This window comes from Desulfomicrobium macestii, from assembly GCF_014873765.1.
GTDB lineage: Bacteria > Desulfobacterota > Desulfovibrionia > Desulfovibrionales > Desulfomicrobiaceae > Desulfomicrobium > Desulfomicrobium macestii.
In genome coordinates this window covers 32,173-54,288 of record NZ_JADBGG010000018.1, presented here as the reverse complement: position 1 = coordinate 54,288, position 22,116 = coordinate 32,173, and the positions used below count along the sequence as shown (strand labels likewise).

At 60.1% G+C, this 22,116-nt stretch carries 20 protein-coding genes; 11 read left to right on the top strand and 9 right to left on the bottom strand.

What is annotated here, in order from left to right; all coding sequences use genetic code 11:
• Positions 1 to 97: 97 nt before the first annotated feature.
• A complete protein-coding gene (locus H4684_RS12325) occupies positions 98 to 1,222 on the bottom strand; it encodes an OmpA family protein (RefSeq protein WP_092191003.1) in 1,125 nt (374 codons plus the stop codon).
• Positions 1,223 to 1,424: 202 nt separating this feature from the next.
• Between H4684_RS12325 and dinB the strand changes: the two genes are divergently transcribed.
• From dinB to H4684_RS12285, 8 genes are all read left to right on the top strand, one after another.
• Entirely contained in the window at positions 1,425 to 2,663 is a 1,239-nt protein-coding gene (gene dinB, locus H4684_RS12320; RefSeq protein ID WP_192623964.1) for a DNA polymerase IV, read from the top strand.
• Between the two features lie 68 nt (positions 2,664 to 2,731).
• Entirely contained in the window at positions 2,732 to 3,490 is a 759-nt protein-coding gene (locus H4684_RS12315; RefSeq protein WP_192623963.1) for a dimethylarginine dimethylaminohydrolase family protein, read from the top strand.
• Between the two features lie 63 nt (positions 3,491 to 3,553).
• Positions 3,554 to 3,718, top strand: coding sequence for a hypothetical protein (locus tag H4684_RS12310; protein ID WP_092190997.1), 165 nt, complete (start codon positions 3,554 to 3,556; stop codon positions 3,716 to 3,718).
• Between the two features lie 35 nt (positions 3,719 to 3,753).
• Complete coding sequence (locus tag H4684_RS12305; RefSeq protein ID WP_092190995.1) at positions 3,754 to 4,575, top strand: transporter substrate-binding domain-containing protein; 822 nt, start codon at positions 3,754 to 3,756, stop codon at positions 4,573 to 4,575.
• A gap of 75 nt (positions 4,576 to 4,650) precedes the next feature.
• On the top strand, positions 4,651 to 5,655 hold the full coding sequence (locus H4684_RS12300) for an amino acid ABC transporter permease (RefSeq protein WP_092190993.1): 1,005 nt from the start codon (positions 4,651 to 4,653) through the stop codon (positions 5,653 to 5,655).
• A 9-nt stretch (positions 5,656 to 5,664) separates the two neighbouring features.
• Entirely contained in the window at positions 5,665 to 6,411 is a 747-nt protein-coding gene (locus tag H4684_RS12295) for an amino acid ABC transporter ATP-binding protein (protein ID WP_092190991.1), read from the top strand.
• Between the two features lie 31 nt (positions 6,412 to 6,442).
• Complete coding sequence (locus tag H4684_RS12290; protein WP_192623962.1) at positions 6,443 to 6,928, top strand: hypothetical protein; 486 nt, start codon at positions 6,443 to 6,445, stop codon at positions 6,926 to 6,928.
• A 254-nt stretch (positions 6,929 to 7,182) separates the two neighbouring features.
• Complete coding sequence (locus H4684_RS12285; RefSeq protein ID WP_192623961.1) at positions 7,183 to 7,992, top strand: ATP-binding protein; 810 nt, start codon at positions 7,183 to 7,185, stop codon at positions 7,990 to 7,992.
• Positions 7,993 to 8,043: 51 nt separating this feature from the next.
• Here the strand turns inward: H4684_RS12285 and H4684_RS12280 are convergent, their stop codons facing one another.
• On the bottom strand, positions 8,044 to 9,045 hold the full coding sequence (locus H4684_RS12280; protein WP_092190983.1) for a DMT family transporter: 1,002 nt from the start codon (positions 9,043 to 9,045) through the stop codon (positions 8,044 to 8,046).
• Between the two features lie 101 nt (positions 9,046 to 9,146).
• Between H4684_RS12280 and H4684_RS12275 the strand changes: the two genes are divergently transcribed.
• Positions 9,147 to 10,664 carry an ATP-binding protein gene (locus tag H4684_RS12275; RefSeq protein ID WP_318779638.1) on the top strand — a complete coding sequence of 506 codons (1,518 nt, stop codon included), beginning with the start codon at positions 9,147 to 9,149 and terminating at the stop codon, positions 10,662 to 10,664.
• A 75-nt stretch (positions 10,665 to 10,739) separates the two neighbouring features.
• Here H4684_RS12275 and H4684_RS12270 read toward each other — a convergent pair whose 3' ends face one another.
• From H4684_RS12270 to rpsF, 5 genes are read right to left on the bottom strand one after another with little or no spacing between them, the layout of a single operon-like run.
• Positions 10,740 to 12,032 (bottom strand): phenylacetate--CoA ligase family protein, encoded by a 1,293-nt coding sequence (locus tag H4684_RS12270; RefSeq protein WP_092190979.1) that lies wholly within the window; start codon positions 12,030 to 12,032, stop codon positions 10,740 to 10,742.
• Positions 12,033 to 12,071: 39 nt separating this feature from the next.
• Positions 12,072 to 13,520, bottom strand: coding sequence for a replicative DNA helicase (gene dnaB, locus H4684_RS12265; RefSeq protein WP_092190977.1), 1,449 nt, complete (start codon positions 13,518 to 13,520; stop codon positions 12,072 to 12,074).
• Positions 13,492 to 14,001, bottom strand: a complete 510-nt coding sequence (rplI, locus tag H4684_RS12260) for a 50S ribosomal protein L9 (protein WP_192623959.1) — start codon at positions 13,999 to 14,001, stop codon at positions 13,492 to 13,494. The genes dnaB and rplI overlap by 29 nt, the downstream gene beginning before the upstream one ends.
• Positions 14,002 to 14,012: 11 nt before the next feature.
• On the bottom strand, positions 14,013 to 14,276 hold the full coding sequence (rpsR, locus tag H4684_RS12255) for a 30S ribosomal protein S18 (RefSeq protein ID WP_015774011.1): 264 nt from the start codon (positions 14,274 to 14,276) through the stop codon (positions 14,013 to 14,015).
• Position 14,277: 1 nt separating this feature from the next.
• Complete coding sequence (gene rpsF / locus H4684_RS12250; RefSeq protein ID WP_177193261.1) at positions 14,278 to 14,592, bottom strand: 30S ribosomal protein S6; 315 nt, start codon at positions 14,590 to 14,592, stop codon at positions 14,278 to 14,280.
• A 148-nt stretch (positions 14,593 to 14,740) separates the two neighbouring features.
• Between rpsF and H4684_RS12245 the strand changes: the two genes are divergently transcribed.
• Positions 14,741 to 17,125, top strand: a complete 2,385-nt coding sequence (locus H4684_RS12245) for an ATP-binding protein (RefSeq protein WP_192623958.1) — start codon at positions 14,741 to 14,743, stop codon at positions 17,123 to 17,125.
• On the top strand, positions 17,122 to 18,483 hold the full coding sequence (locus tag H4684_RS12240) for a sigma-54-dependent transcriptional regulator (RefSeq protein WP_192623957.1): 1,362 nt from the start codon (positions 17,122 to 17,124) through the stop codon (positions 18,481 to 18,483). Before H4684_RS12245 ends, H4684_RS12240 begins: the two co-directional genes overlap by 4 nt.
• A 28-nt stretch (positions 18,484 to 18,511) precedes the next feature.
• Here H4684_RS12240 and H4684_RS12235 read toward each other — a convergent pair whose 3' ends face one another.
• Positions 18,512 to 19,894, bottom strand: a complete 1,383-nt coding sequence (locus H4684_RS12235) for a sigma-54-dependent transcriptional regulator (protein ID WP_192623984.1) — start codon at positions 19,892 to 19,894, stop codon at positions 18,512 to 18,514.
• Positions 19,894 to 22,104: a sensor histidine kinase gene (locus H4684_RS12230; protein ID WP_192623956.1), complete on the bottom strand. Its 2,211-nt coding sequence runs from the start codon at positions 22,102 to 22,104 to the stop codon at positions 19,894 to 19,896. Before H4684_RS12230 ends, H4684_RS12235 begins: the two co-directional genes overlap by 1 nt.
• Positions 22,105 to 22,116: the final 12 nt, after the last annotated feature.

Here is a 22,116-nt window from a genome sequence, read left to right as displayed (position 1 = left end):
AACACGCCTTGCGTAGTCACCTTTCGCGCCGCTGACAAATAGAAAAGGCGGCCCCCCGCAAGGGACCGCCTCTGACGATTTCAAACGTCCTGAAAGACTACTTCTTCTTGAAGACGCCCTTCAGTTCGGCGAGGATGCGACGGTTTTCGGCGCGGCCTGCGTCGGTGTCATTGCTGGCAATGGGCTTGCTCTCGCCATAGCCTACGGCGGAGAACAGCTTGTCGTCCATGCCGAGTTCATTGACCATATAGTCGCGAACGGCCTTGGCGCGACGCTCGGACAACTTCTGGTTGTATTCATCGGAACCCACGGAATCGGTGTGACCGGCGATTTCAACAACAGTGAAGGACTGCTGCTGTCTCATGTAGGAGGCGAAATCAGCCAGTTCCTGGTAGTACTCGGGCTTGATGTCGGACTTGTCGAAGTCGAAGTTGATCTTGAGGGTCACGATATCGGCAACAGGGCAACCATCGGCGTCAACAGCCAGACCCTTGATGGTGTCGGGGCACTTGTCGATGCAGTTGTTCACGCCGTCGTTGTCGTCGTCAAGGGAGCAAGGGTCAACCGCGGCCGTATCGTAGAACACGTCCTGCACGAACTGCTTCAGAGCGGCGTCATCGGCCAACTGGGCAGCGGAAGCTCCAACGCCGCAAGGCTTCAGAGCGGTGATGGCATCAAGCAGGGCCTGGTTGCCGTTGACAGTGTCGGCAAAGCTGATGGTGTGGAAACACACGCCGTATTTTTCAGCCAAGGCGGCGGCAACCTGCAAGGAGCCTTCGCCGACATTCTCACGTCCGTCCGACACAATGATAACCGCACTGCGGCCCACGGCGCTCTGCAGGGCAGGCTCAAGAGCGGCGAGTCCATGGCCAAGAGGGGTGGGATTGGAACCGATCAGTGTAGGAACCTTGGCCAGGGAAGCACCGTAACCGGCATTGGAATATGCTTCCATACCCTGGAGTTCACCTACCGGAGCGGCAGTATTCAGGCCGCCCATGTAACCAAGCTCGGGAATCATGCCGTTCATGCGCTCAAGCAGGGCCTTGGCCAGAACGATTTTCTTGTCCTTGGTGCCTACATACTTTTCATCCATGGAACCGGAGCGGTCCACCAGGATTATGAAGTTGTCGACCTTGCGCACGTAATTTTCGGCGGCCACCGCCACGGAGGCGGAAAACATGGCCACGAGCAGTGCCAGAAGAACCAATTTTTTAACTTTCATACGTCCTACTCCTCGGGTTGATATTGCTACTCAGATGAAAAAGGGACAATTCTCTAAAAACGTGTCTCATTATCTTTAGCTCTATCACATTTTATTGTCAAAGACAGAAAAATGAAAGAAATATAAAATCGCCTTCGGCAAAGGGCGGCACCGCGACAAATACGACTTGACCCAGGACTGGGCAGCGCCGACAATCAACAATATGCAAGATCCTCTCAATGATGCCCCGGACTTTAAACGGGTCATTTTGCACTTGGACATGGACGCGTTTTTCACCTCCGTGGAACAGGCCGACGATCCGAGGCTGCAGGGACAACCTGTAGTGATCGGACAATCCCTGCGCGGAGTGGCTTCGGCAGCGTCATACGAAGCCAGGAAATACGGCATCAGATCCGCCATGCCCATCGTACAGGCCAAAAAACTCTGCCCTCACGCAGTGTTTCTGCCGGGCCGCATGTCCCGCTACCGTGAAATCTCCGGCAAGATCATGAACATCATGCGCGCGCTGTGTCCCGTGGTCGAGCAGGCCTCCGTCGACGAAGCATATGCGGATATAAGTGGCACGCTTCGAATCTTCGGACCTCCGGAAAACCTCGCCCGACGTCTGAAGGCAGAGATTCTGTCCGACACCAATCTGACCTGCTCCGTGGGCATCGCCCCCAACAAGTTTCTCGCCAAGATCGCTTCGGACTGGGACAAGCCAGGAGGCCTGACAAGCATCCGCCCCGCCGACGTGCCCACGTTCCTGCACGAGCTCCCGCTGGGCAAAATCCCCGGGGTTGGAAAACACTTCCAGGAGGAGCTTCGCCGAATCGGCGTGACCACGGTTCCCCACGTGCTGGCCCGCCCCCGGGCCTACTGGAGCGAGACCATGGGCAAACGCGGAGCGTTTCTGCACGACAGGGCGTGCGGCATCGATGATTCGCCGGTGGTTCCCGGGCACGACCCCAAGTCCTGCAGCGCGGAGAACACGCTGGAGCGGGACACGCTGGACCGGACCCTGCTTGAGCGGTGGTTGCTCATCCAGGCGGAACGCATCGGGCGGGAGCTGCGCGGGCTCGGAAAAAAAGGGCTGACCGTGACCCTCAAGATCAAATTCAAGGATTTCTCTTCCATCACGCGCAGCAGGACCCTGACCCGGCCCACGGACATCACCACGGAAATCCTCGAAGCCGCGCGCAAACTCCTGGCGGCCGAAAAACTCCCCCAGCCCGTTCGACTCATCGGCATCGGGGTCTCCAATTTCCGCTTCGTGCAGGCCGAACTGCCGCTCATGCCCGATGCAAACCGCAAGCGCAGTCAAAAGCTGGACCAGGCCATGGACCGCATCCGGGACAAATTCGGAAGCACGAGCATCCTCCGAGCTGAGGCCGCGGTCAGGGAAACGGAAGCCATCGAGGACCTTTTATCCCAAAAAAACCGCACTTTGAACGGACAATAATACTTGCCAAAGAAGATTTTTCTTGCTTGGGATTTCCGCTTCGAACATCAAGCATATAAGGATATCCCATGTTCTCTCATGCCATCACCCGCATTCCCGGCCCCGATTACTCCAAAGGTCTGACCACCTCCACCCTGCCCGCTCCGGACCTTGAGCTGGCGCTCCGGCAGCACGGCGCATACGTGCGCTGCCTCGAATCCCTGGGGCTGACCGTAGAAGTCCTGCCCGCCGCGCCCGGCTTTCCCGACGCCTGCTTTGTCGAGGACACGGCCGTGGTCACCCGCGAGATCGCGGTCATCTCCCGGCCCGGCGCGCCCTCCCGCCGCGATGAAATCCTGTCCACGATCGGCCCGCTGTCCGCTCACCGCCCCCTGGCCCGCATCGAAGATCCGGGCACCCTCGACGGCGGTGACATCCTGCAGGTTGAAAAGCGCTTTTTCATCGGCGTCTCCGATCGCACCAACGAGGAAGGCGCAAGGCAGCTGGCCGCCATTCTGGCAGGCCACGGCTACGAAAGCAGCATCATCAAGGTCGCAGCCGGCCTGCACCTCAAATCCAGCCTTAATTTCGTTGGCGAAAACACCATGCTGGTCACCCGTGATTTCGCCGGGCATCCGGCCATCTCCAATTTCAGGCAGATCATCTGCCCCGAAGGCGAAGAGTACGCGGCCAACACCCTGCTCGTGAACGGCACCCTGATCATGCCCACGGGCTATCCCCGGACCAGGGTCCTGCTCGAATCCCTGAGTCTGCCCATCGTGGAACTGGACACCAGCGAATACCGCAAGATGGACGGCGGCCTGACCTGCCTGTCACTGCGTCTCTAAAGCCCTGTTTCTTGAGTTTTCAGCCATCACGGCGTAGGGGAATCAACGCGAGGGGGATATATAATGGAACTGTTCAAAAATCGGTACAAGCGTGAATTCGTCGAAGTCGCCTGCCCCAAATGCAAGCAGACCAAAATCATCTGCCTGCCCGAGGAGGAGATACCCACCTGCGAATACTGCAAAGTGAAGATGAACATCAAAGAGGTTCTGACCGAGGGAAAATATTGACCCCTGGCAAGCCTTGTAACCAAAGAGGAGGCTTTATGCGTTTTATGACGAAGATTGTTTTGGCCCTGCTCCTGGTCGCCTTCGCGGCCATGCCGATCATGGCCGCGGACCATGAACTCGCCCAGAAATCCACCCTGAACCAGATTCTCAAGCGCGGCGAACTGCGTGTCGGTCTCGATGCCGGCTACATGCCCTTCGAGATGACGGACAAGAAAGGCGACATCGTCGGCTTCGACGTCGACATGGCCAAGGAAATGGCCAAGGCCATGGGCGTCAAGCTGACCATCGTCAACACCGACTATGACGGCATCATCCCCGCGCTGATGGCCGACAAGTTCGATATCATCATCAGCGGCATGACCGTGAACCAGGAACGCAACCTGCAGATCAACTTCGCCGATCCGTACATCGTTGTCGGCCAGGCCATCCTGCTGTCCAAGAAGCACGAAGGCAAGATCACCTCCTACAAGGACCTGAACGATCCCAAATACATCGTCGCCTCCCGCATCGGCACCACCGGCGAGCAGGCCGCCAAGCGCATGATCCCCAAGGCCCAGTACAAGAGCTTTGAGAAGGAATCCGACGGCGCCATGGAAGTGGTCAACGGACAGGCCGACGCCTTTGTCTACGACCTGCCCTTCTGCGCGGTCTTCATGGCCCAGCAGGGCGGCGCCAACCTCGTCCTGCTGGACAAGGTCTTCACCTACGAGCCCCTGGGCTTCGGCGTGAAGAAGGGCGACCCCGATTTCCTGAACTGGCTGGACAACTTCCTGACCCAGATCAAGGCCGACGGCCGCTTCGACCGCATCTACGACAAATGGATCAAGGGCACCGAGTGGCTCAAGGAAATCCAGTAATCAAGCAATGTTGAGGGATCCGGCTTTCACGCCGGATTCCTCGTTTTCATGACTTAAGCATCACTAGGACGGATAATGGCCACCTACACCGGACTCGATCGGCCCAAAAGCAAGTTTTATTACCAGTTCTGGAGTTTCGCCTTCGTGATAGGGCTCTGCGGCGCCATGGCCCTGCTCTACTACTCCACGAAAAAAGTGGAGTACACGTGGAGATGGAACCGCGTGCCACAGTATTTCATCTACGACGAAAAGGTGAACATCCGCGCCGAAATGGAAGGCACCATCACCTCGATAACCAAGTCCGGCGAGAACGTGCTTGTTACGGTGCAAGGCGACGACGGAGAGGAAAGCCACACCCTGCCCGGCACCTCGCTGCTGCTGGCCCAGGGCGACTATGTCTATGCGGGCGACAACATCGGATTCTACACCCAGACCAAGCCCGGAATCCTGATCGAGGGGTTGCTGCTGACTCTTGAGGTCAGCGCTCTGGCCATCGTCTTCGGCATCCTGCTCGGCCTCTTCACGGGCCTGGCCCGCATCTCCGACAACCCGGCCTTGCGCTGGGGAGCCATCGCCTACATCGAGCTCATTCGCGGTTCACCGCTTCTGGTGCAGATTTTTCTCTGGTATTTCGTGGTCGGCACGGTCATCAACAGCATGCTGTCCCAATACGGGATCGGCCAGATTCCTCCGCTCTGGTTCGGCGTCATGGCCCTGGCCATCTTCACCGGCGCCTACACCGCAGAAATCGTGCGCGCGGGCATCCAGTCCGTGCACCGAGGCCAGATGGAGGCCGCGCGCTCTCTTGGAATGACCTACCCCCTGGCCATGCGCAAGGTCATCCTGCCCCAGGCCTTTCGCCGCATACTGCCGCCCCTGGCCGGACAGTTCATCAGCCTGGTCAAGGACTCGTCCCTGCTCGGCGTCATCTCCATCCGCGAACTGACCAAGGCCTCCCGCGAGGTGGTGTCCTCGTCTCTGCAGCCCTTTGAAATCTGGATCGTGTGCGCCATCCTGTACCTGGTCCTGACCTTTACCCTGTCCATGTTCGTGCAATATCTCGAACGCAAGGCCATCTAGAGGATATTCATGCACAAGCAGCCCATCATCGACGTACAAAGCATCGACAAGTTCTTCTACACCCCGGAGCGCCTTCAGGCCTTGAACCGCGTCTCCTGCACCGTGGCGCACGGCGAGGTCGTGGTCATCATCGGACCGTCCGGCTCCGGCAAATCAACCTTCCTGCGCTGCCTGAATCGGCTGGAATACGCCGATACCGGCCACATCATCATCGACGGCGTGGACATTCTCGATCCCAAATGCGATATCAACGCGATTCGCGCCGAGGTGGGCATGGTCTTCCAGTCCTTCAACCTCTTCCCGCACAAGACGGTGCTGGAAAACCTGACCATGGCCCAGATGACGGTCCGCGGGCGTTCCAAAAAAGAGGCCGAGGCCAAGGGCATGGCGCTCCTTGAAAAGGTCGGCATCGCCGAAAAATTCGCGGCCCGGCCCGAGCAGCTTTCCGGCGGCCAGCAGCAACGCGTGGCCATCGCGCGCTCCCTGGCCATGGATCCAAAGATCATGCTTTTCGACGAACCCACTTCCGCCCTCGATCCGGAAATGGTCGGCGAGGTTCTCGACGTCATGAAGAACCTGGCCCGCGAAGGCATGACCATGGTCGTGGTCACCCACGAAATGGGTTTCGCGCGTGAGGTGGCGGACCGGGTCCTCTTCATGGACAAAGGCGAAATTCTGGAACAGGGCGCGCCCGAACATTTCTTCACCGCGCCCACCCTGGAACGAACCAAGGAGTTTTTGGGGCAAATTCTCTGATCTGACAACGACAAACCGAGGAAGGAGCGAGATGAGCAAGGCGCTACAGAATCAATTGGCCAAGACCATCAAGGAACAGGGGGACATGGCCCGGGACATGGCCATCGCGGAACTCAAGGATCTGAAAAAAGACCTCTTGGAACTGGAAAAAGCCCTGGGTACCAAGAAGACCCCGGACCAGGGTCTGCTCATGGACATCTCCCACGGCGCCTTCGAGCTCTTCCGCACCGCCTCCATCGTCCTTGAGACGGACAACCTGCAGGAGCAGCTCCAGCACGCTGCCGAAGCCGGCAAGGACCTCGAATACCTCGAAAAGAAAGGCGCCATCCTGCTCACCAAACCCGAAGGCTGGCACTGGTTCACACCCAAGGGCGAAATGCTCTTCCTGGCGGCCCCGAACGAGACCAGGCTGGCAGCCCAGAAGCTGCAGGAACGCATCAGCCGCAAGACCCCGGCAAAACCAGCCCCCAAACCCCAACCAACCCCCAAAGCCCCACCCATTTCGCTGGAAGATTGATCCCGGCTTAAACGCAAGAATGCCCGCCGGACCGAAAGGTTCGAGCGGGCTTTTTTTTAGTTGTGTGCGTCAAGTTCTGCAAATTCTTCCACAGCATAACGGGTATGCTCAAGCATCTGGCGACCGAGAATGGGCCACCCAGAGCTCGTCGGAGGTCGCCAGATGCGTTTTCCTGCATTTTTTTGACATGGCTCAAAGCGGGCATATCCCAAAACCCATAGACAGGACTCACGCAACAAACAGCGGAGGAACACATGAAAAGAAAAATCATCGAGATAGACGAAGAAAAATGCACGGGCTGCGGCCAGTGCGTGACTGGATGCGCCGAGGGCGCTTTGGCCATCATCGACGGCAAGGCCAAGATCGTAAGGGATATGTTTTGTGACGGGCTTGGGGCCTGCATCGGGCACTGCCCGGAGGACGCGCTGCATATCATAGAGCGCGAAGCAGACGAATTCGACGAGGAAGCCGCCATGGAGCATGTGCGCAAGGTGGGCGGCGTCGAGGCCCTGGTTCACGGAGCGGGACATGGTGGCTGCCCATCGGCCCAAGTTTCGACCCGCACGCCCGGCCACGGCGGCTGCCCTTCGGCCGGCATGATGCAGATGAGCCCCTGCGAGCAGGCCAACGTGCCCGCCGGACAGGTCGGCTCCGCCCTGACCCACTGGCCGGTTCAGATTCGTCTGATCCCGCCCCACGCGCCCTTCCTGCAGGACGCGGACCTGTTGATCGCTGGCGACTGCTGCCCTGTGGCGGCCCCGGACTTCCACGCTCGGTTCCTGGCCGGGAGGACCATCATGCTCGGTTGCCCGAAATTCGACAACGCCGGGGAATACGTGGAGAAATTGACGCAGGTCTTTGCCCAGAACAGAATCAAGTCCGTGACCATCCTGGAGATGGAAGTGCCCTGCTGCTCCGGACTTTCGCGCATCGTCGCCCAGGCCCTGACCGGAAGCGGCAAGAACATCCCTTGCGTGCGGGCCATCGTGGGCCGGGACGGCAAGACCACCGAAGAAGCGTTTACTCCCGCCGTGGCGGCTCCCGCAGGACTGACCCGGCTCTAGACTCACCCGCCCGGTTCACGACGCATCCCCTTGAACCGGGCGCCCGTCCAATCAATCCTTGCCGCGCACCGGAACAAGGACACTTTCAAGAGACGTCCCGTCGAGGGATACCGTCACGGATTCAACCAGGGCACCCTCTTCCGCCAGATCGCGGACGAGGGTGTTTCTGTTTTCAGTCTCCGGCCACTGCTGACACAGCAGCACCCCGGCAAAAACCACTCCCACTCCCGCAAGTTGCGAAAAATTGAGCCGTTCATCAAGGCAAAGCCAGCCCAGGAGCATGGAGAAGACCGGGATGAGGTTGACAAAAGCCGAAGCCTGCCAGGCCGGAAGCTTGCTGATCCCGTAATTGTAGAAACCGTACGCGCCGATGCTTATGAACACGCACAGGTAGAGCACGGCCAGACTTGGACCAACGGGAAAGGCCACCGGCAAGGCCGTCGATGGCAGAAAAAGAAGCGGAAAAAAGAAAACCGTGCCTACCATGGACTGCACGGCGGTCAGAAACCATGGGGAATAGCGGGCGCAGAGCTTTTTCATACTCACGGTGTAGCCAGCCGCGCAGAACATGGCCAGCAGCTCAAGAAAATTGCCCAAAAGCGGACGTGGAGCCGCTTCCGTGGCAACTCCCGAGATGCTGACCCAGACCACTCCGGCCAAGGCCAGGACAAGCCCGGTCCATGAGCGCGAGCTCAGTTGCTCCCCAAGAAAAAAGCCCGCGCAGACCGCCACCAGAATCGGCAGCGTAGCCGCGACCATGCCTGCCTGGGAAGCCGAGGTCAGGGTCAGGGCCTGGCCCTCGAACACAAAATAGAAACACGGTTCGCACAGGGCCATGAAGACCATGAACCCCAGATCCTCCCTGCGCAGGTTCCGGGGACGCCAGCGCGGCAGCACGAGCAGAAACAGAAAGGCTGAAAGAGCCATGCGCATGAAGACGACGACAATGGGATCGAAAAACATCACGGCATACTTGAAGGCCACAAAAGAGCTGCCCCAAAGCAGCATGCCGACAAAGAGTGAAATAAAGGGAAGGGCTGGAAAAAATGTCATCGTGATCCACCAAACCATGCATAATAGCAGTATATTTTAAAAAAAAGCTTGCATAGAATTAAGGCTGCACCTACGTATTAAGCGAAGGCTCATAAATAATCATGAGTATCAGACGCCACCCCGATAACTTTTCGAAAAGCAGACATTCCATGCACGACTCACCTTTTGAAAACATGTCCGAAACTGCACAGCACTTCAGTACTCCGCAGCTTGAAGACATTTTTCAATCTGTCTTGAGCGACATACAAAGCCATCGTCTGCTGAGCTGTGTGATCGGATTTCCAAAATCAGGCAAGACTTTTTTTCTGAACCGCCTAAAGTCTGCCCAAAGCGCCCACACGTTAAGCATCACCGCATCATCCGGACTGACACTTTCTCAAACGATAAATGAAAATTTGTCACCCGAGAAAGAAAATAAAGCGGCTTTGACCCAACTGCTTCGCGAAAAGAAGCACGTCATTCTCTTTGTCGACAATGCCCATCTGCTCACGGATGCGGATTTCGCCTTTCTTGGAGGTCTTTTCAGCCTGACAAAGCACCTCACAACAGTGCTCCAGGTTGTCCTGGTCGGAAACGGAGAGATCGTGCACCGGCTGGCCCGACCCGAAAACCGGCCCATCTACAACATGCTCGGAGCCATCTGGACTCTTCCCAAACTGACCCGCGAACAGTCGCTGGCCTACATCCGCTTTCTCCTCGACGGGGCCGGGCTGGCGACAGACCTCATCGGCAATCCCGAAGCGGTGGCCAAACGCGCGGCCGGAGTGATCGGCATCCTGCGCATGCTGACCATGACGCTCGCCTTGAAGGCCCTGCATTCGGATCAATGCTGCGATGCCGAAGAGGCCCTGAATTTCAAAACCAACTGCCCGGACACTGAGGCCCCGATGCCGGACGAAGCCATGCCGACCCAGAACATGGCCTCCGGCAACTCCTGGATGGCAGGCGTGGTCCTGGCCCTGAGCATGGCGGCAATCATCGGAACATTTTTATTCTTTTTTTCCTGGCTCATGCCGGAGGCGCGCATGAGCGACCTTTTCCATGCCTTCACCGGAACGCCACGGGAAACGACTGTCGAGCCCGCTCCGAGCGCTCCCGCCCTCCCGGAAAACATCCACACGGCGTCCGGGTCCGTACACTGGCAGAGCGTGGCCAAAACCGTCTTCCGCAAGCGCACCACCGACGGCCCCTATTCACTCCAGCTCGGCGCCTATCCGACCATGGAATCCCTCTTGCTGCACCTGCCGCGCTTCATGGACCAGAAACAACCCCTGTTCTGGAACCAGGACCAAAGCGGCGAAGCCCCCTTCACCCTGTTCGTGGGCCGCTTCGAAAGTTTCGAGCAGGCCGGAAGATTCGCATCCCAAAACAGCCTGGCCGATACGCCGGTGGTCTTCAGGCCATTTGTGGCCACGGTGGGCCCGCTCACGGATCAGCAGCAGATCGACCGCGCAAGCATGAGCCTTGGACTGCCAGAGCAGCTGAACATTTTCGAACGCGAGCTGGTCAGCGGCATTGAGATCCAGTTCGCCCTCGAACGGTCCCGCGACGATGCCCTGGCGCATTGCACCCGCGCCGAGGAAAAAGGGCTGTCCTGCGCGGTCACGCAATACGAATGAAAAAAGGACGACCCCAGCCATTTGCGGCCAGGGTCGTCCCGAACGTCTGATCTGAAATCAGTTGCCGACTGCTCTTTATTCGCGCAGATCCAGAACCCGCTGTGCCTTGCCTTCCGACTTGGGCAAGGAGTTCTGCTCCACCAGATCGATGCGCGCGGTAATGAGGATCTCGTCGCGCAGCCTGGAGCTGATGCGACTTTGCAGGCTCTTGAGTTCACGCATGTCTTCCACGAAGTACTCTTCCTTGACCTCCACCTTGACGCGCATCTGGTCCAGATAGCCGTCACGCTCCAGCACGATCAGATAATTCTGCCCGACCTCCGGAATGCTCATCAGCACCTGCTCGACCTGCATGGGGTAGATATTGACCCCCTTCAGGATGATCATGTCGTCGGCGCGGCCCATGATGCGGTCCAGGCGACGATGCGCGCGGCCGCAGGCGCAGTCGCCGGGAATGAAGCGGGTCAGGTCCTTGGTGCGATAGCGAATCAGCGGCATGCCCTCGCGGCACAGTGTGGTGATGACCAGCTCGCCGACTTCGCCGTCCGGCAACTGCTCGCCCGTTTCCGGATCAACGATTTCGGCCAGGTAGGCGTCCTCCCAGATGTGCATGCCGTTCTGCTCAAGGCACTCGAAAGCCACGCCCGGACCGTTCATCTCGGACAGCCCGTAGGAGTTGTAGGCCTTGATTCCGTAGACTTCCTCGATGCGCTGCCGGATGGCCGCGGTGTGCGGCTCCGCACCGATGAGGGCCACGCGCAGGTTCAGGCGATCGGGAGTGTAGCCAAGCTCGTCTTTGACCGTGCCCAGATGCAGGGCATAGGACGGGATGATATGGACGACGGAAACCTGAAAATCTTCCAGCAGCTTGAGCTGGCGCTTGGAATTGCCCGCCCCGGCCGGGATGGTCAGGCAGCCCAGCCGCTCGGCTCCGTAGTGAATGCCAAGACCGCCGGTGAAGAGGCCGTAGCCGGACATGTTCTGAAAAGTGTCCTCGGCCCTGATTCCGACCATGTGCATGCACCGGGCCATGAGATCGGCCCAGGAATCGATGTCGTTTCTGGTGTAGTAGATGACCGTGGCCGAACCCGTGGTACCCGAGGATGCGTGCAGGCGGACCATGTCGGTCACGGGCCGGGTCAGCATGCGCGCGGGGTAGGCGCTGCGCAGGTCATCCTTGGTGGTGAAGGGGAGGCGCGTGATGTCGGCGGCGGAAGTGATCGCCTCGGGGCGTATTCCCGTTTCGGCGAAGCGGTGGCCATAAAATTCGGACTTGGCAGCACGTTCGAGAGTGGTTGCAAGACGCGTTTTCTGAACCTTGTCCAATTCGCTGCGCGAAAAAAATTCTTCCGGGCAATAGGCTTTCATGGGTTTGTCCGCTCTTGAGTTGAAGGTGCGCGGGATTGGTCAGTACACGCCGCCGTTCTCGGACGGCAACCCCACTTCCGTAAGATTCTCGAAAACAGTGTACTGACCGAAATAGCCCAGACGGATGGCCCCGACAGGGCCGTTACGCTGTTTGCCGATGATGATCTCGGCGATATTCTTGTTCGGATTGTCCTCGGCCTTGTTGTAGGCCGCGTCGCGGTAGATGAAGACAATGACGTCGGCGTCCTGCTCGATGGCTCCGGATTCGCGCAAATCCGAGATCATGGGCCGCTTGTCGGAACGCTCCTCGACCTTGCGGTTGAGCTGCGACAGGGCGATGACCGGCACCTCAAGTTCCTTGGCCAGGGCCTTGAGGTTACGCGAGATATCCGAAATTTCCTGCTCGCGGGAGTCGCTCTTGTGGGAAGAGCGCATGAGCTGCAGATAGTCGACGATGATGAGCCCCACGCCCTTCTCGGCCTTGAGGCGCCGGCTGCGGGCCCGTATTTCCATGGTCGAAAGGGCCGGAGTGTCGTCGATGTAGATGGGCGCCCGGGAAAGATCCTCGGCGGCCTGATAGAGCCTGCTCCAGTCCTCGTCGTTCAGATAGCCGCTGCGCAGACGGCTCAGGTCCACGCGTCCGTGACAACCCAGAAGGCGCATCATGAGCTGGTCCATGGACATTTCAAGCGAGAAGACCGCCACGGGTACATCGTGCTGAATGGCGGCGCGCATGCCCATGTTCAGTGCCAGGGCGGTCTTGCCCATGGACGGGCGGGCCGCGAGAATGATCAGGTCGGACTTCTGCAGTCCGGCGGTCATCTGATCGAAATCGGTGTAGCCCGTGGGCACGCCCGTGACCAGCTCGCCCTGCCCGGCCCGCGTCTCAAGCTGCTCGAAGACCCGCTGGACCAGGTCCTTGCTGCTCATGAAGACGGGCTTGCCCTTGGATTCGGCGATGGAGAAAATCTGCTGCTCGGCCTGATCCAGCAGGGATTCTGTCTGCTCGCCGGCTTCGAAGCAACTGGTCAGGATCTCGGAAGAGGTCTGGATGAGCCTGCGCCGCACGGACTTGTCGCGCACGATCTGGGCGTGAAAGACTGAGTTGGACGCCGAGGCCACGGACTCGGCCAGGGAGGCGAGATAGACCGTGCCGCCGACCTCGTCGAGCTGGCCCTTGGTCTGCAGATATTCGGCCACCGTGACCAGATCGACGGGCTCGCGGCGGCGGTAGAGTTCCTGGAAGGCCTGATAGATGGTGCGGTGCACCGGAGAATAGAAATCCTCGTCGTTTATCGTGTCGACCAGAGTATGAAAAATGTCGTTACGCAGAAAAACCCCGCCCAGCACCGCCTGTTCGGCTTCGGTGTTGTGCGGGGGGACTCGGCGCAACAAATCAGAAGAGGCCTTTTGCAAGGCCTCCTCTGGTTGGATTCGAGTTTCGAGGCGCTGCCCGAACTTATTCCGCGGCGGCTTCTTCGGTTGCATCGGCCTGCGGTTCGGGTTCGTTCACCTGCTCAGGACGACCAAACTTGACCACGTTCACGGTCAGCTTGGCCACGACTTCGGGGTGCAGCTTCACGTCGATGACGTATTCGCCCAGGGAGCGGATGCCGTCTTCGAGCTGGATCTTGCGGCGATCCACTTCCACGCCCTGCTCTTCCAGGATCGTGGCGATCTGGGGAGTGGTGACGGAGCCGTAAAGCTTGTCGCCGTCGCCCACGCGCACTTCGATCACGACCTTGGCGGCCTCGATCTTGGCGGCCAAAGCGGCTGCCTCGGCCTTGACGGCGTCGTTCATGGCCTGCAGCTTGCGGCGTTCCTGTTCAAAGACCTTCAGGTTGCCGGGAGTTGCCATGGAGGCAAGACCCTGAGGCAACAGATAATTTCTGCCATAACCGGGACGGACCGCGACGATGTCGCCAAGTCGGCCCAGATTATCCACGTCTGCTCTCAAAATGACCTTCATGATCAAATCTCCTAGACTCTAGATTTTTTGAGCACGTCGGTGCTGTGGGTAGCCGTGTAGAACATCAGAGCCATCTGGCGGGCGCGCTTCACTTCACGGGTGAGAGCCCGCTGGTGCTTGGCGCAGGTGCCGGTGATGCGGCTGGCAATGATCTTGCCGCGATCGGTCACGAAATCGTTCAGGACTTCGGGATGCTTGTAATCAAGCAGGATCTCGGGATTCTCGCAGAAACGGCAGTACTTTCTCCGGGGTGCGAATTTCTTCTTAAAGGACATGCTATGCCTCCTCGGTTGCCGCAACAGGAGTCTCGGCGAGTCTGACGGTGATGAACTTGAACACGCCATCGGTGATGCGGACATTGCGTTCCAATTCCGCGACAGCCTTGCCGGGCATGTTCAGTTCCATGCGGACGTACCGGCCACGATTGAACTTGCGCACCGGATATGCCGTATCCTTGACGCCCCAGTCATCGATCTTGAGGACGGTGCCGCCCTCGCGCTCGACAATGGCGCTGAAGTTGTTCACGATTTCGCGACATTCTTCCACACCCAGCTCAGGGCTGAGCAGGATCAATTCCTCGTACCTGGTCATCATTATAAATCCTCCTTACGGGTAAAAGCCCACCCCATTCCATTCGGGGGAGCAAGGAAACAAGGATCGTTATTCCCATCCTCCCAGCCTGTCAAGGATAGCGGCCCTCAGACTTGAAGGTCGCACGGATTGCGCTTACACCGTGCCCATGACGCGCATCATTCTTTTTCTCCTGCTGTTCCTGCCGCCCTTGCCGCTCCTGGCCGCACCGCCAAGCGTGCTCGTTCTGCACTCCTATCATCCGGGCCTGTCCTGGACCGACACCCTGAACACGGGCATCAGCGAAACGTTTCGCGCCGAAATGCCCGGAGCACTGCTCTGGGTTGAATACCTAGACACCAAGCGCAACACCGACACATCCTATCTCTCCCTGCAGGCCGCGCTTCTGCGGCACAAACTCGCCGAGAGCACCTTCAACCTCATCCTCACCACGGACAACGACGCCCTGGACTTCGTGCTCGAATATCGTGACAGCATCTTCCGCGGCGCGCCCGTCGTCTTTTGCGGCGTCAACGATTTCACACCCGGACAATTGCGCGGCCAGAAGGACATCACCGGCCTGGCCGAAAACCCGGCCTTTGCCGAAACCATGCTCTCGGCCCTCTCGCTCCATCCCGGCACACGGGAGTTCGTGGTCATCGGCGCGGATCAGTCCATCACCGACCTGCTCACGGACCGTTCCCTGCACGCCCTGGAACGGCAGTTTCCGGGCATCCGCTTCACCTATTGGAACAACCTCGACGCGCTGGAACTGCGTGATAGGCTCAAGGAACTGGGCCCCGGCCAGGTCATCCTCATCCACGGAGTCATGCGCAACGAGGAAGGGGTACTGGTCGATTATCGCGGCAAGAATCTCTTCCTCTCCACCCACACCAAAGTGCCTATTTACGGATTCTGGGATTTCGAGATGGGCACGGGCTGCGTGGGCGGCAAGATGGTTCAGGGGCGCACCGAGGGCGAACGCGCGGCCCGGCTGGCCATGGAGGTCCTCGGCGGAACCGATCCCGACGACATCCCCGTGCACACGAAGACCCCTTCGCGCTTCATCTTCGACTACATCCAGTTGCAGCGCCTTGGAATCAGCGAGAAGGCCCTGCCCGCAGGCAGCCTCGTTCTCAACCAGCCCGCCCGTTTCTACCAGATCGACAAACGCTACATCTGGACCGCCACCGTGGGCGTGGCAGTACTTCTGGCCGCCCTGGCCATGCTCCTGAGCTCCATCCGCCGCCGTCAGGAGGCCCAGGCCGTGCTGCGCCGTCACAAGGAGCAGCTCGAAGAGGCGGTCCGCGCCCGCACCGAGCATCTGCGCACAGCCAATGACGAACTTGAACGCGAAGTCCACGAGCGCATCCGGGCCGAAGGCGATCTGCGCAAGGCGCGCGCCAGCCTGGAGATCGAGGTGGACCGCCGCACCACCGATCTGCGCTTCGAGATCGAACAGCGCCGCCTGGCCGAGGCCCATATCCGCGACCGCGAGGCCAAGGCCCGGGCGCTCATCAATGCCCCGACAGAAACCCTGCTGCTCATGGATCAGGCCGGAATCATCCTCGACATCAACGAAACCGGGGCATCACGCCTGGGCAGAAACCGGGAGTCCCTCTACGGGCTGTCCCTGTATGCCCTGCTGCCCGAAACACGCGCCGAGCGATTTCGGCAGGCCGTGGACAAGGTCTTCGCCAGCGGGGAAGTTCGCTCCATCAACGAGTACGGGGAAGAGCGCGATCTGGACCTGCGCTTCTACCCCGTCCTGGACGATCTCGGACAGGTCACGCGCGTGGCCGTGTTCATGGCCGACGTCACGGGAGCCCGGCGCATGGCCCGGCAGATCATGCTCCTCGACAAGATCAATTCCCTGGGCCGCATGGCCGCCGGCATCGCCCACGAGATCCGCAACCCCCTGACCGGCATCCACGGGTATCTCTACGCCATGGACGAGATCTGCGACGACCTTCCGGCCACAGAGCCCGCCTCGGTCCTGCGCCAGACCATCGCCAAGATCCGCAAGGCCGCCGGCAAGATGGAGTCCGTCATCCGCAGGGTGCTGGATTTCTCCAAACCCGGCACGCCGCGCCTCGAACTGCTCGACCTGTCCGTTCCGGTGCAGGAGGGCCTGAGCCTCATGCTCCCGACCCTGCGCAAGGCCGGGATTACCGTGGATACGGATCTCACCGCCGCGCCGGCCATCCTCGGAGACCGCATGCAGCTTGAGCAGGCGGTCATCAACATCGTGGATAACGCGGCCCGGGCATTGCGTCACAACGAGGGAGCCAAGAACATCTCGCTGCGCGTCCTGTCCGACCAGGACCGGCTCAGTCTGTGCATCGCGGACAACGGGCCGGGCATAGCCCCGGCCGATCGGGAACGCATTTTCGACCCGTTCTACACCACCGCGAACGACGGCACCGGCATCGGCCTGTCCATCGTGCAACGCATCGTCGCCGACCACAGCGGCACCATCCACGTGGGCGAAAGCCCCTCGGGCGGAGCGGAATTCAGACTCGAATTCCCTCTCCCGGCCCCGGAGCACCAATGAACTACTCCCTGCTCATCATCGACGATGAAGAATCCATCCGAGACAGCCTGTCCATGGCCCTCGGCCGCCACTACAAGGTCAGCGCCCTGGCCAGCGGCAAGGAAGCCCTGGAATCGCTGCCCGCCCTGGCCCCGGACCTCGTGCTCCTGGACATCGGACTGCCCGACATCAGCGGCCTAGAGGTGTTGGATCACATCCGAGGACAGGCGCCTCACGCCGCCGTGATCATGATCACGGCCTTCGAGGATCTGGACACGGTCATCTCGGCCATGAAGCGCGGCGCCTTCGATTACCTTCTGAAGCCACTGCGCATGGATGCCCTCAAGCTTTGCCTGGAACGGGCGGGGAGTTCCATCCGCCTCGGCAAGGAAATCCGGCTCCTGCAGGACAAGGCCCTCAGGGAACAGATTCCCTTTTTCGTGGCCGAGAGCGAGGCCCTGACCGATGTGGTCCAGACCGTGGCCAAGGTCGCGGTCAGCCCGGACACGCCGGTGCTCGTCGAAGGCGACACGGGCACGGGCAAGGAGCTCATCGCCAGCGCCATCCATTACCGCAGCCCGAATTTTCGCGGCCCGCTGATCACGGTCAACTGCGCGGCTATCCCCGCTGAACTGATCGAGAGCGAGCTCTTCGGCTACGCGCCGGGAGCCTTCAGCGGCGCCGGAAAAAGGGGCAAGACGGGACTGGTGGAGGAAGCGGCTGGAGGCACGCTCTTTCTGGACGAAATCGGAGAACTGCCGGGCAGCGCCCAGGCCAAGCTGCTGCGCTTTTTGCAGGAGGGCGAATTCTACCCCCTGGGCTCCACGGCCAAGCGCACGGTGCGCACCCGGGTCGTGGCCGCTACCAACCGTGACCTCGAAGAGATGGTCCGCACCGGGACGTTCCGGCAGGACCTCTTCTACCGCCTGGCGGTGGTCCGCATCCGCGTGCCCTCGCTGGCCCGCCGCAAGGAAGACATCCTGCCTCTGGCACGGCTCTTCCTGCATCAATACGGGGAAAAATTCGGCAAGAAATTCAATGATCTCACCCAGAGCGCCCGCACCGCCCTGCTCGACCATTCATGGACGGGCAACGTGCGCGAACTGCGCAACATCATGGAGCGGGCCACACTCATGGCCTGCGGGCCGGAGCTGGATGCCGGGGATCTCGGGCTTGCGACGGACTGCGCGCCGGTCGCTGAAAACCGGGCGCCGCTCACGCGGGAAGGAGTGGATCTGCCAGCCCTGCTGCACGATCTGGAACGCGGGTATTACGAGCAGGCGCTGGCCCTGGCGGAAGGAAACGAATCCCAGGCCGCCAGACTGCTGGGAGTCTCAAGGGACACCTTCAGGTACAGACGCGGCAAGCTGGGCGTCTAGAAGCCGGGAAGCACATTCGCCTGCCGCGCTAGCGCCCTTCTTCAGCGCCGAGGCCGTAGGTCTTGAGCTTGCGGTACAGATACGTCCGCTCCAGCCCTATGTTTTCCGACATCCGCGCGACGTTTCCGTCTGCGTGGGCCAGCTCGCGGCGCAGGAAGGCTTCCTCGAACCGGGCCCGGGCCTCTTTGAAGTCCGTGATTCCGTCCGGGACCATGGCCAGGCTGTCACGGGCGGCGCTGGCCCTGTATTCCGGCGGAAGCATGGAGACGTTCACTTCCTGGCCCTGATAAAGAATGAAGAGCCGCTCCACGAAATTCTTGAGCTCGCGCACATTGCCGGGCCAAGCGTAGCGCTTGAGCAGATCCAGGGACTCCCGATCGAAACGCACGGGCCTCAAGCTTTGCTCCTCGATCATGCGCCGCGAGAAAAACTCGATCATCTCCGGAATGTCCTCGGCCCGCTCGCGCAGCGGTGGAACGGACAGGGGAAAGACATTGAGCCGGTAATACAGATCCTGCCTGAAGCGCCCCTCGACCATCTCCTGCACGAGGTCCTTGTTGGTGGCCGCGATGACGCGCACGTCAACCTTGAAGGTCTTGGTCCCCCCCACCCTCTCGAATTTCTGCTCCTGCAGGATGCGCAGGATCTTGGCCTGGGTCTTGAGGCTCATGTCGGCAATTTCATCCAGAAACAGGGTGCTCTTGTCGGCCAGCTCGAATTTGCCCTTCTTGGCCTTGTCCGCGCCGGTGAAGGCGCCCTTTTCGTGGCCGAACAGCTCGGATTCGATCAACTCCTCCGGAATGGCCGCGCAGTTGACGCAGATCATCTCCTTGGAAGCCCGTTTGCTGGCGCGGTGGATGGCCCGGGCCGCGATCTCCTTGCCGGTCCCGTTTTCACCGGTGATGAGCACCCAGGCCTCGGTGGGGCCGACCTGGGCGACAAGCTCGCGCAGCCGGACAATGCCCGGCGAAGACCCGGTTATGGTCGGAGCCTCTTCGGGCTGGATGCGGGAACGCAGCTCCCTGTTTTCACGCTTGAGCAGGGACAGCTCCAGGGCCTTGCCCGCCGTGACCAGAACGTTGTCCAGGGACAGGGGTTTCTCGATGAAATCGAAGGCTCCGTTTTTTAGAGCCGTGACCGCGGTCTCGATGTTTCCGTGGCCGGAGATCATGATCACCGGAGTGTCCACGCCCTTGTCCCGCAGCGCGCACAAAACCGCCATGCCGTCCATGCCGGGCATCCAGATGTCGAGAAAGATGAGATCGAAATCCCCTTCCAGCGCCAGCCCAAGCCCCTCGGTTCCGTTGCCGGCCTCGGTCACCTGCCAGTCTTCGTCCTCGAAAATCCCGCGCAGGGACAGGCGGATGTCTCGTTCATCGTCGATAATGAGAATGGAAGCGTTGGTATGCATCATGCCTCGCCGCGTGCGGCCGGAAGTTCAATGACAAAGGTGGTGCCGGCCGGTTCGTTGGGTTTGACCCGGATATGCCCGTGATGGTCGCTGATGATGGATTTGACGATGGCCAGGCCAAGGCCGGTGCCGCTGCGCTTGGTCGAGTAGTAGGGCTCGAACATGCGCGACTGTTCCTCGGGCTTGATGCCAGGGCCGTTGTCGCTGATCTCTATGTAGATCCTGCCCTTGCGCTTGCGCGCATAGAGAACGGTCTCGACCCGTCCGTCTTCCTGATCGGCCAACACTTCGGCCGCGTTCAGCAGGATATTGTAGATGGCACGGCCCATGGCTTCGCGATCGAGCATGACCGCAGGGACATCCTCGGCCCTAAGGACCCAGCGAATGGAAGCGTGACTGTTCGAAAAAACCGAGATGGCCTCCTGCAGCAGGGGCTCGACGCGACCGGCGGAAAGCATCACCTCGGGCAGTTTGGCAAAGCTTGAAAATTCCCGCACCATTTCCTGCAGATGCTCGACCTGCTTGACGATGAGCCCCGTGCACTGGGTGAAGACGGGGTCCGCCACCACGGGCCCGAACTTGCGCTCCAGCCGCTCGGCCGAGAGCTTGATGGGGGTGAGCGGATTCTTGATCTCATGGGCGATGCGCCGGGCCACTTCCTTCCAGGCGTCGAGACGCTGCATCTTTTCAAGCTCCGAAATGTTCTCGAAAACCGCGACGATGCCGCTGTCCCCACCTTCGTTGTCCATCAGCGCCACCGCGTTGATCAGAAGCTTGATGGTTTCGCCGCCGACCTCCAGGTCGAGCCTGCGCTGCCACTGGGATCCCGGACTGCCGCGCAGCAGCTGACTGACTTCCTGCACCAGCCCACGATGGGCCGGGCCCATCAGGTCCAGGGCGGACTCGCCGATGAGCGCACCGGCTTCAAGCCCGAGAATGCCCTCGGCCGCGCGGTTCATGGTCGTGATCCGTCCGGCCCTGTCCAAGGAAACAACGCCCGCGGTGATATTCTCCAAAATGGCCTGTACGTAGTGATTCTTGGCGATAAGCGCCTGATACTGCTCTTCGAGCTGTAGATTGGCGCGGGTCAGGTGCGTGCGGCTCTGCTCCAGATCCTCGGCCATGCTGTTGAATGACTGGACCAGAAGACCGAGCTCGTCGCGGGACTCGTCCATGAGCCGGACCGAAAGGTCACCCTGGGCGATGCGCTGGGTTCCAGCGGCCAGCGCCTGGATGGGGGCGCTAAGTTCCCGGGCCAGCCGAAACCCGAACCAGGTCGCCCCGAGAAAGATGAGCATGGTCATGAGTCCAAGGACCATGTAAAGGGTCATTTTCAATGGATATTTGAGACTGCGCAGCTGTTTGTACTCGCCCACGCCCTGGGCGATCAGTTCCAGCCGGTCCAGAAAACCCGCTCCCACCTCCGCGCCTACGACAAGAAAGGCCGACCCGGCCTCGTCCACGGGCATGACCCCGATCACCAGATCCGAATCCGCATGCGGCCAGAGGGTGCTCCAATACCGGGCGCCCTTGGCCAGCTCGGCAAAAGGCACTTCGCTTCTGATCCGGGGCCAGATGTCGTTCCAGACCGGAGTGGACTCCCAGTGTTTCTGCTGCATGGTGCCGGTGATCACGCCGCTCAGGCTCAGTCTGTACTCACGGCTTTTTTTCCGCAGGGCCTCGTCCGCCCCCTTGGCCTTGAAATCCAGCTTCCGTTCCCGCAAATGCTCAAGGATTCCCAGTGCCTTGATCTCAAGACCAGATTCGGCGGACGCATAAAAATCCTGCCCCACGCTCAATGCCTGATCCATGGACGTCTCGACCTGGGCCTGGAACCAATAATCGACGGAGGTCTGCACGAACCAGGTCGAAAGAACGAACATGATGAAGGTCGGGACCATGGACAGGGTGACGAAAACAAGGACCAGCTTGGCTCTGAGGCCCGACCCGAGCACCCTCCTGCGCCGATCCAGCACGAGTTTAATGACATTGCGCAGGACCAGGAAGAGAACCAGAATGAGGAGGATCAGATTGACGTTGAAGAGGGCGAAGAAAAGGTAGGAATTGAGACCCAGCAGGCGCAGCTCGATCCAGGTCAGGATGACGATAAGGAAGATGCCTACGGCGGCCAGGGTGATTTCCCGCTGCCGCTTGCGACGTTCATGCGCGGTGCGTTCCTGCACGGGAATGTGACGAGATGACTTGTCCATGCTCCTCGCGGC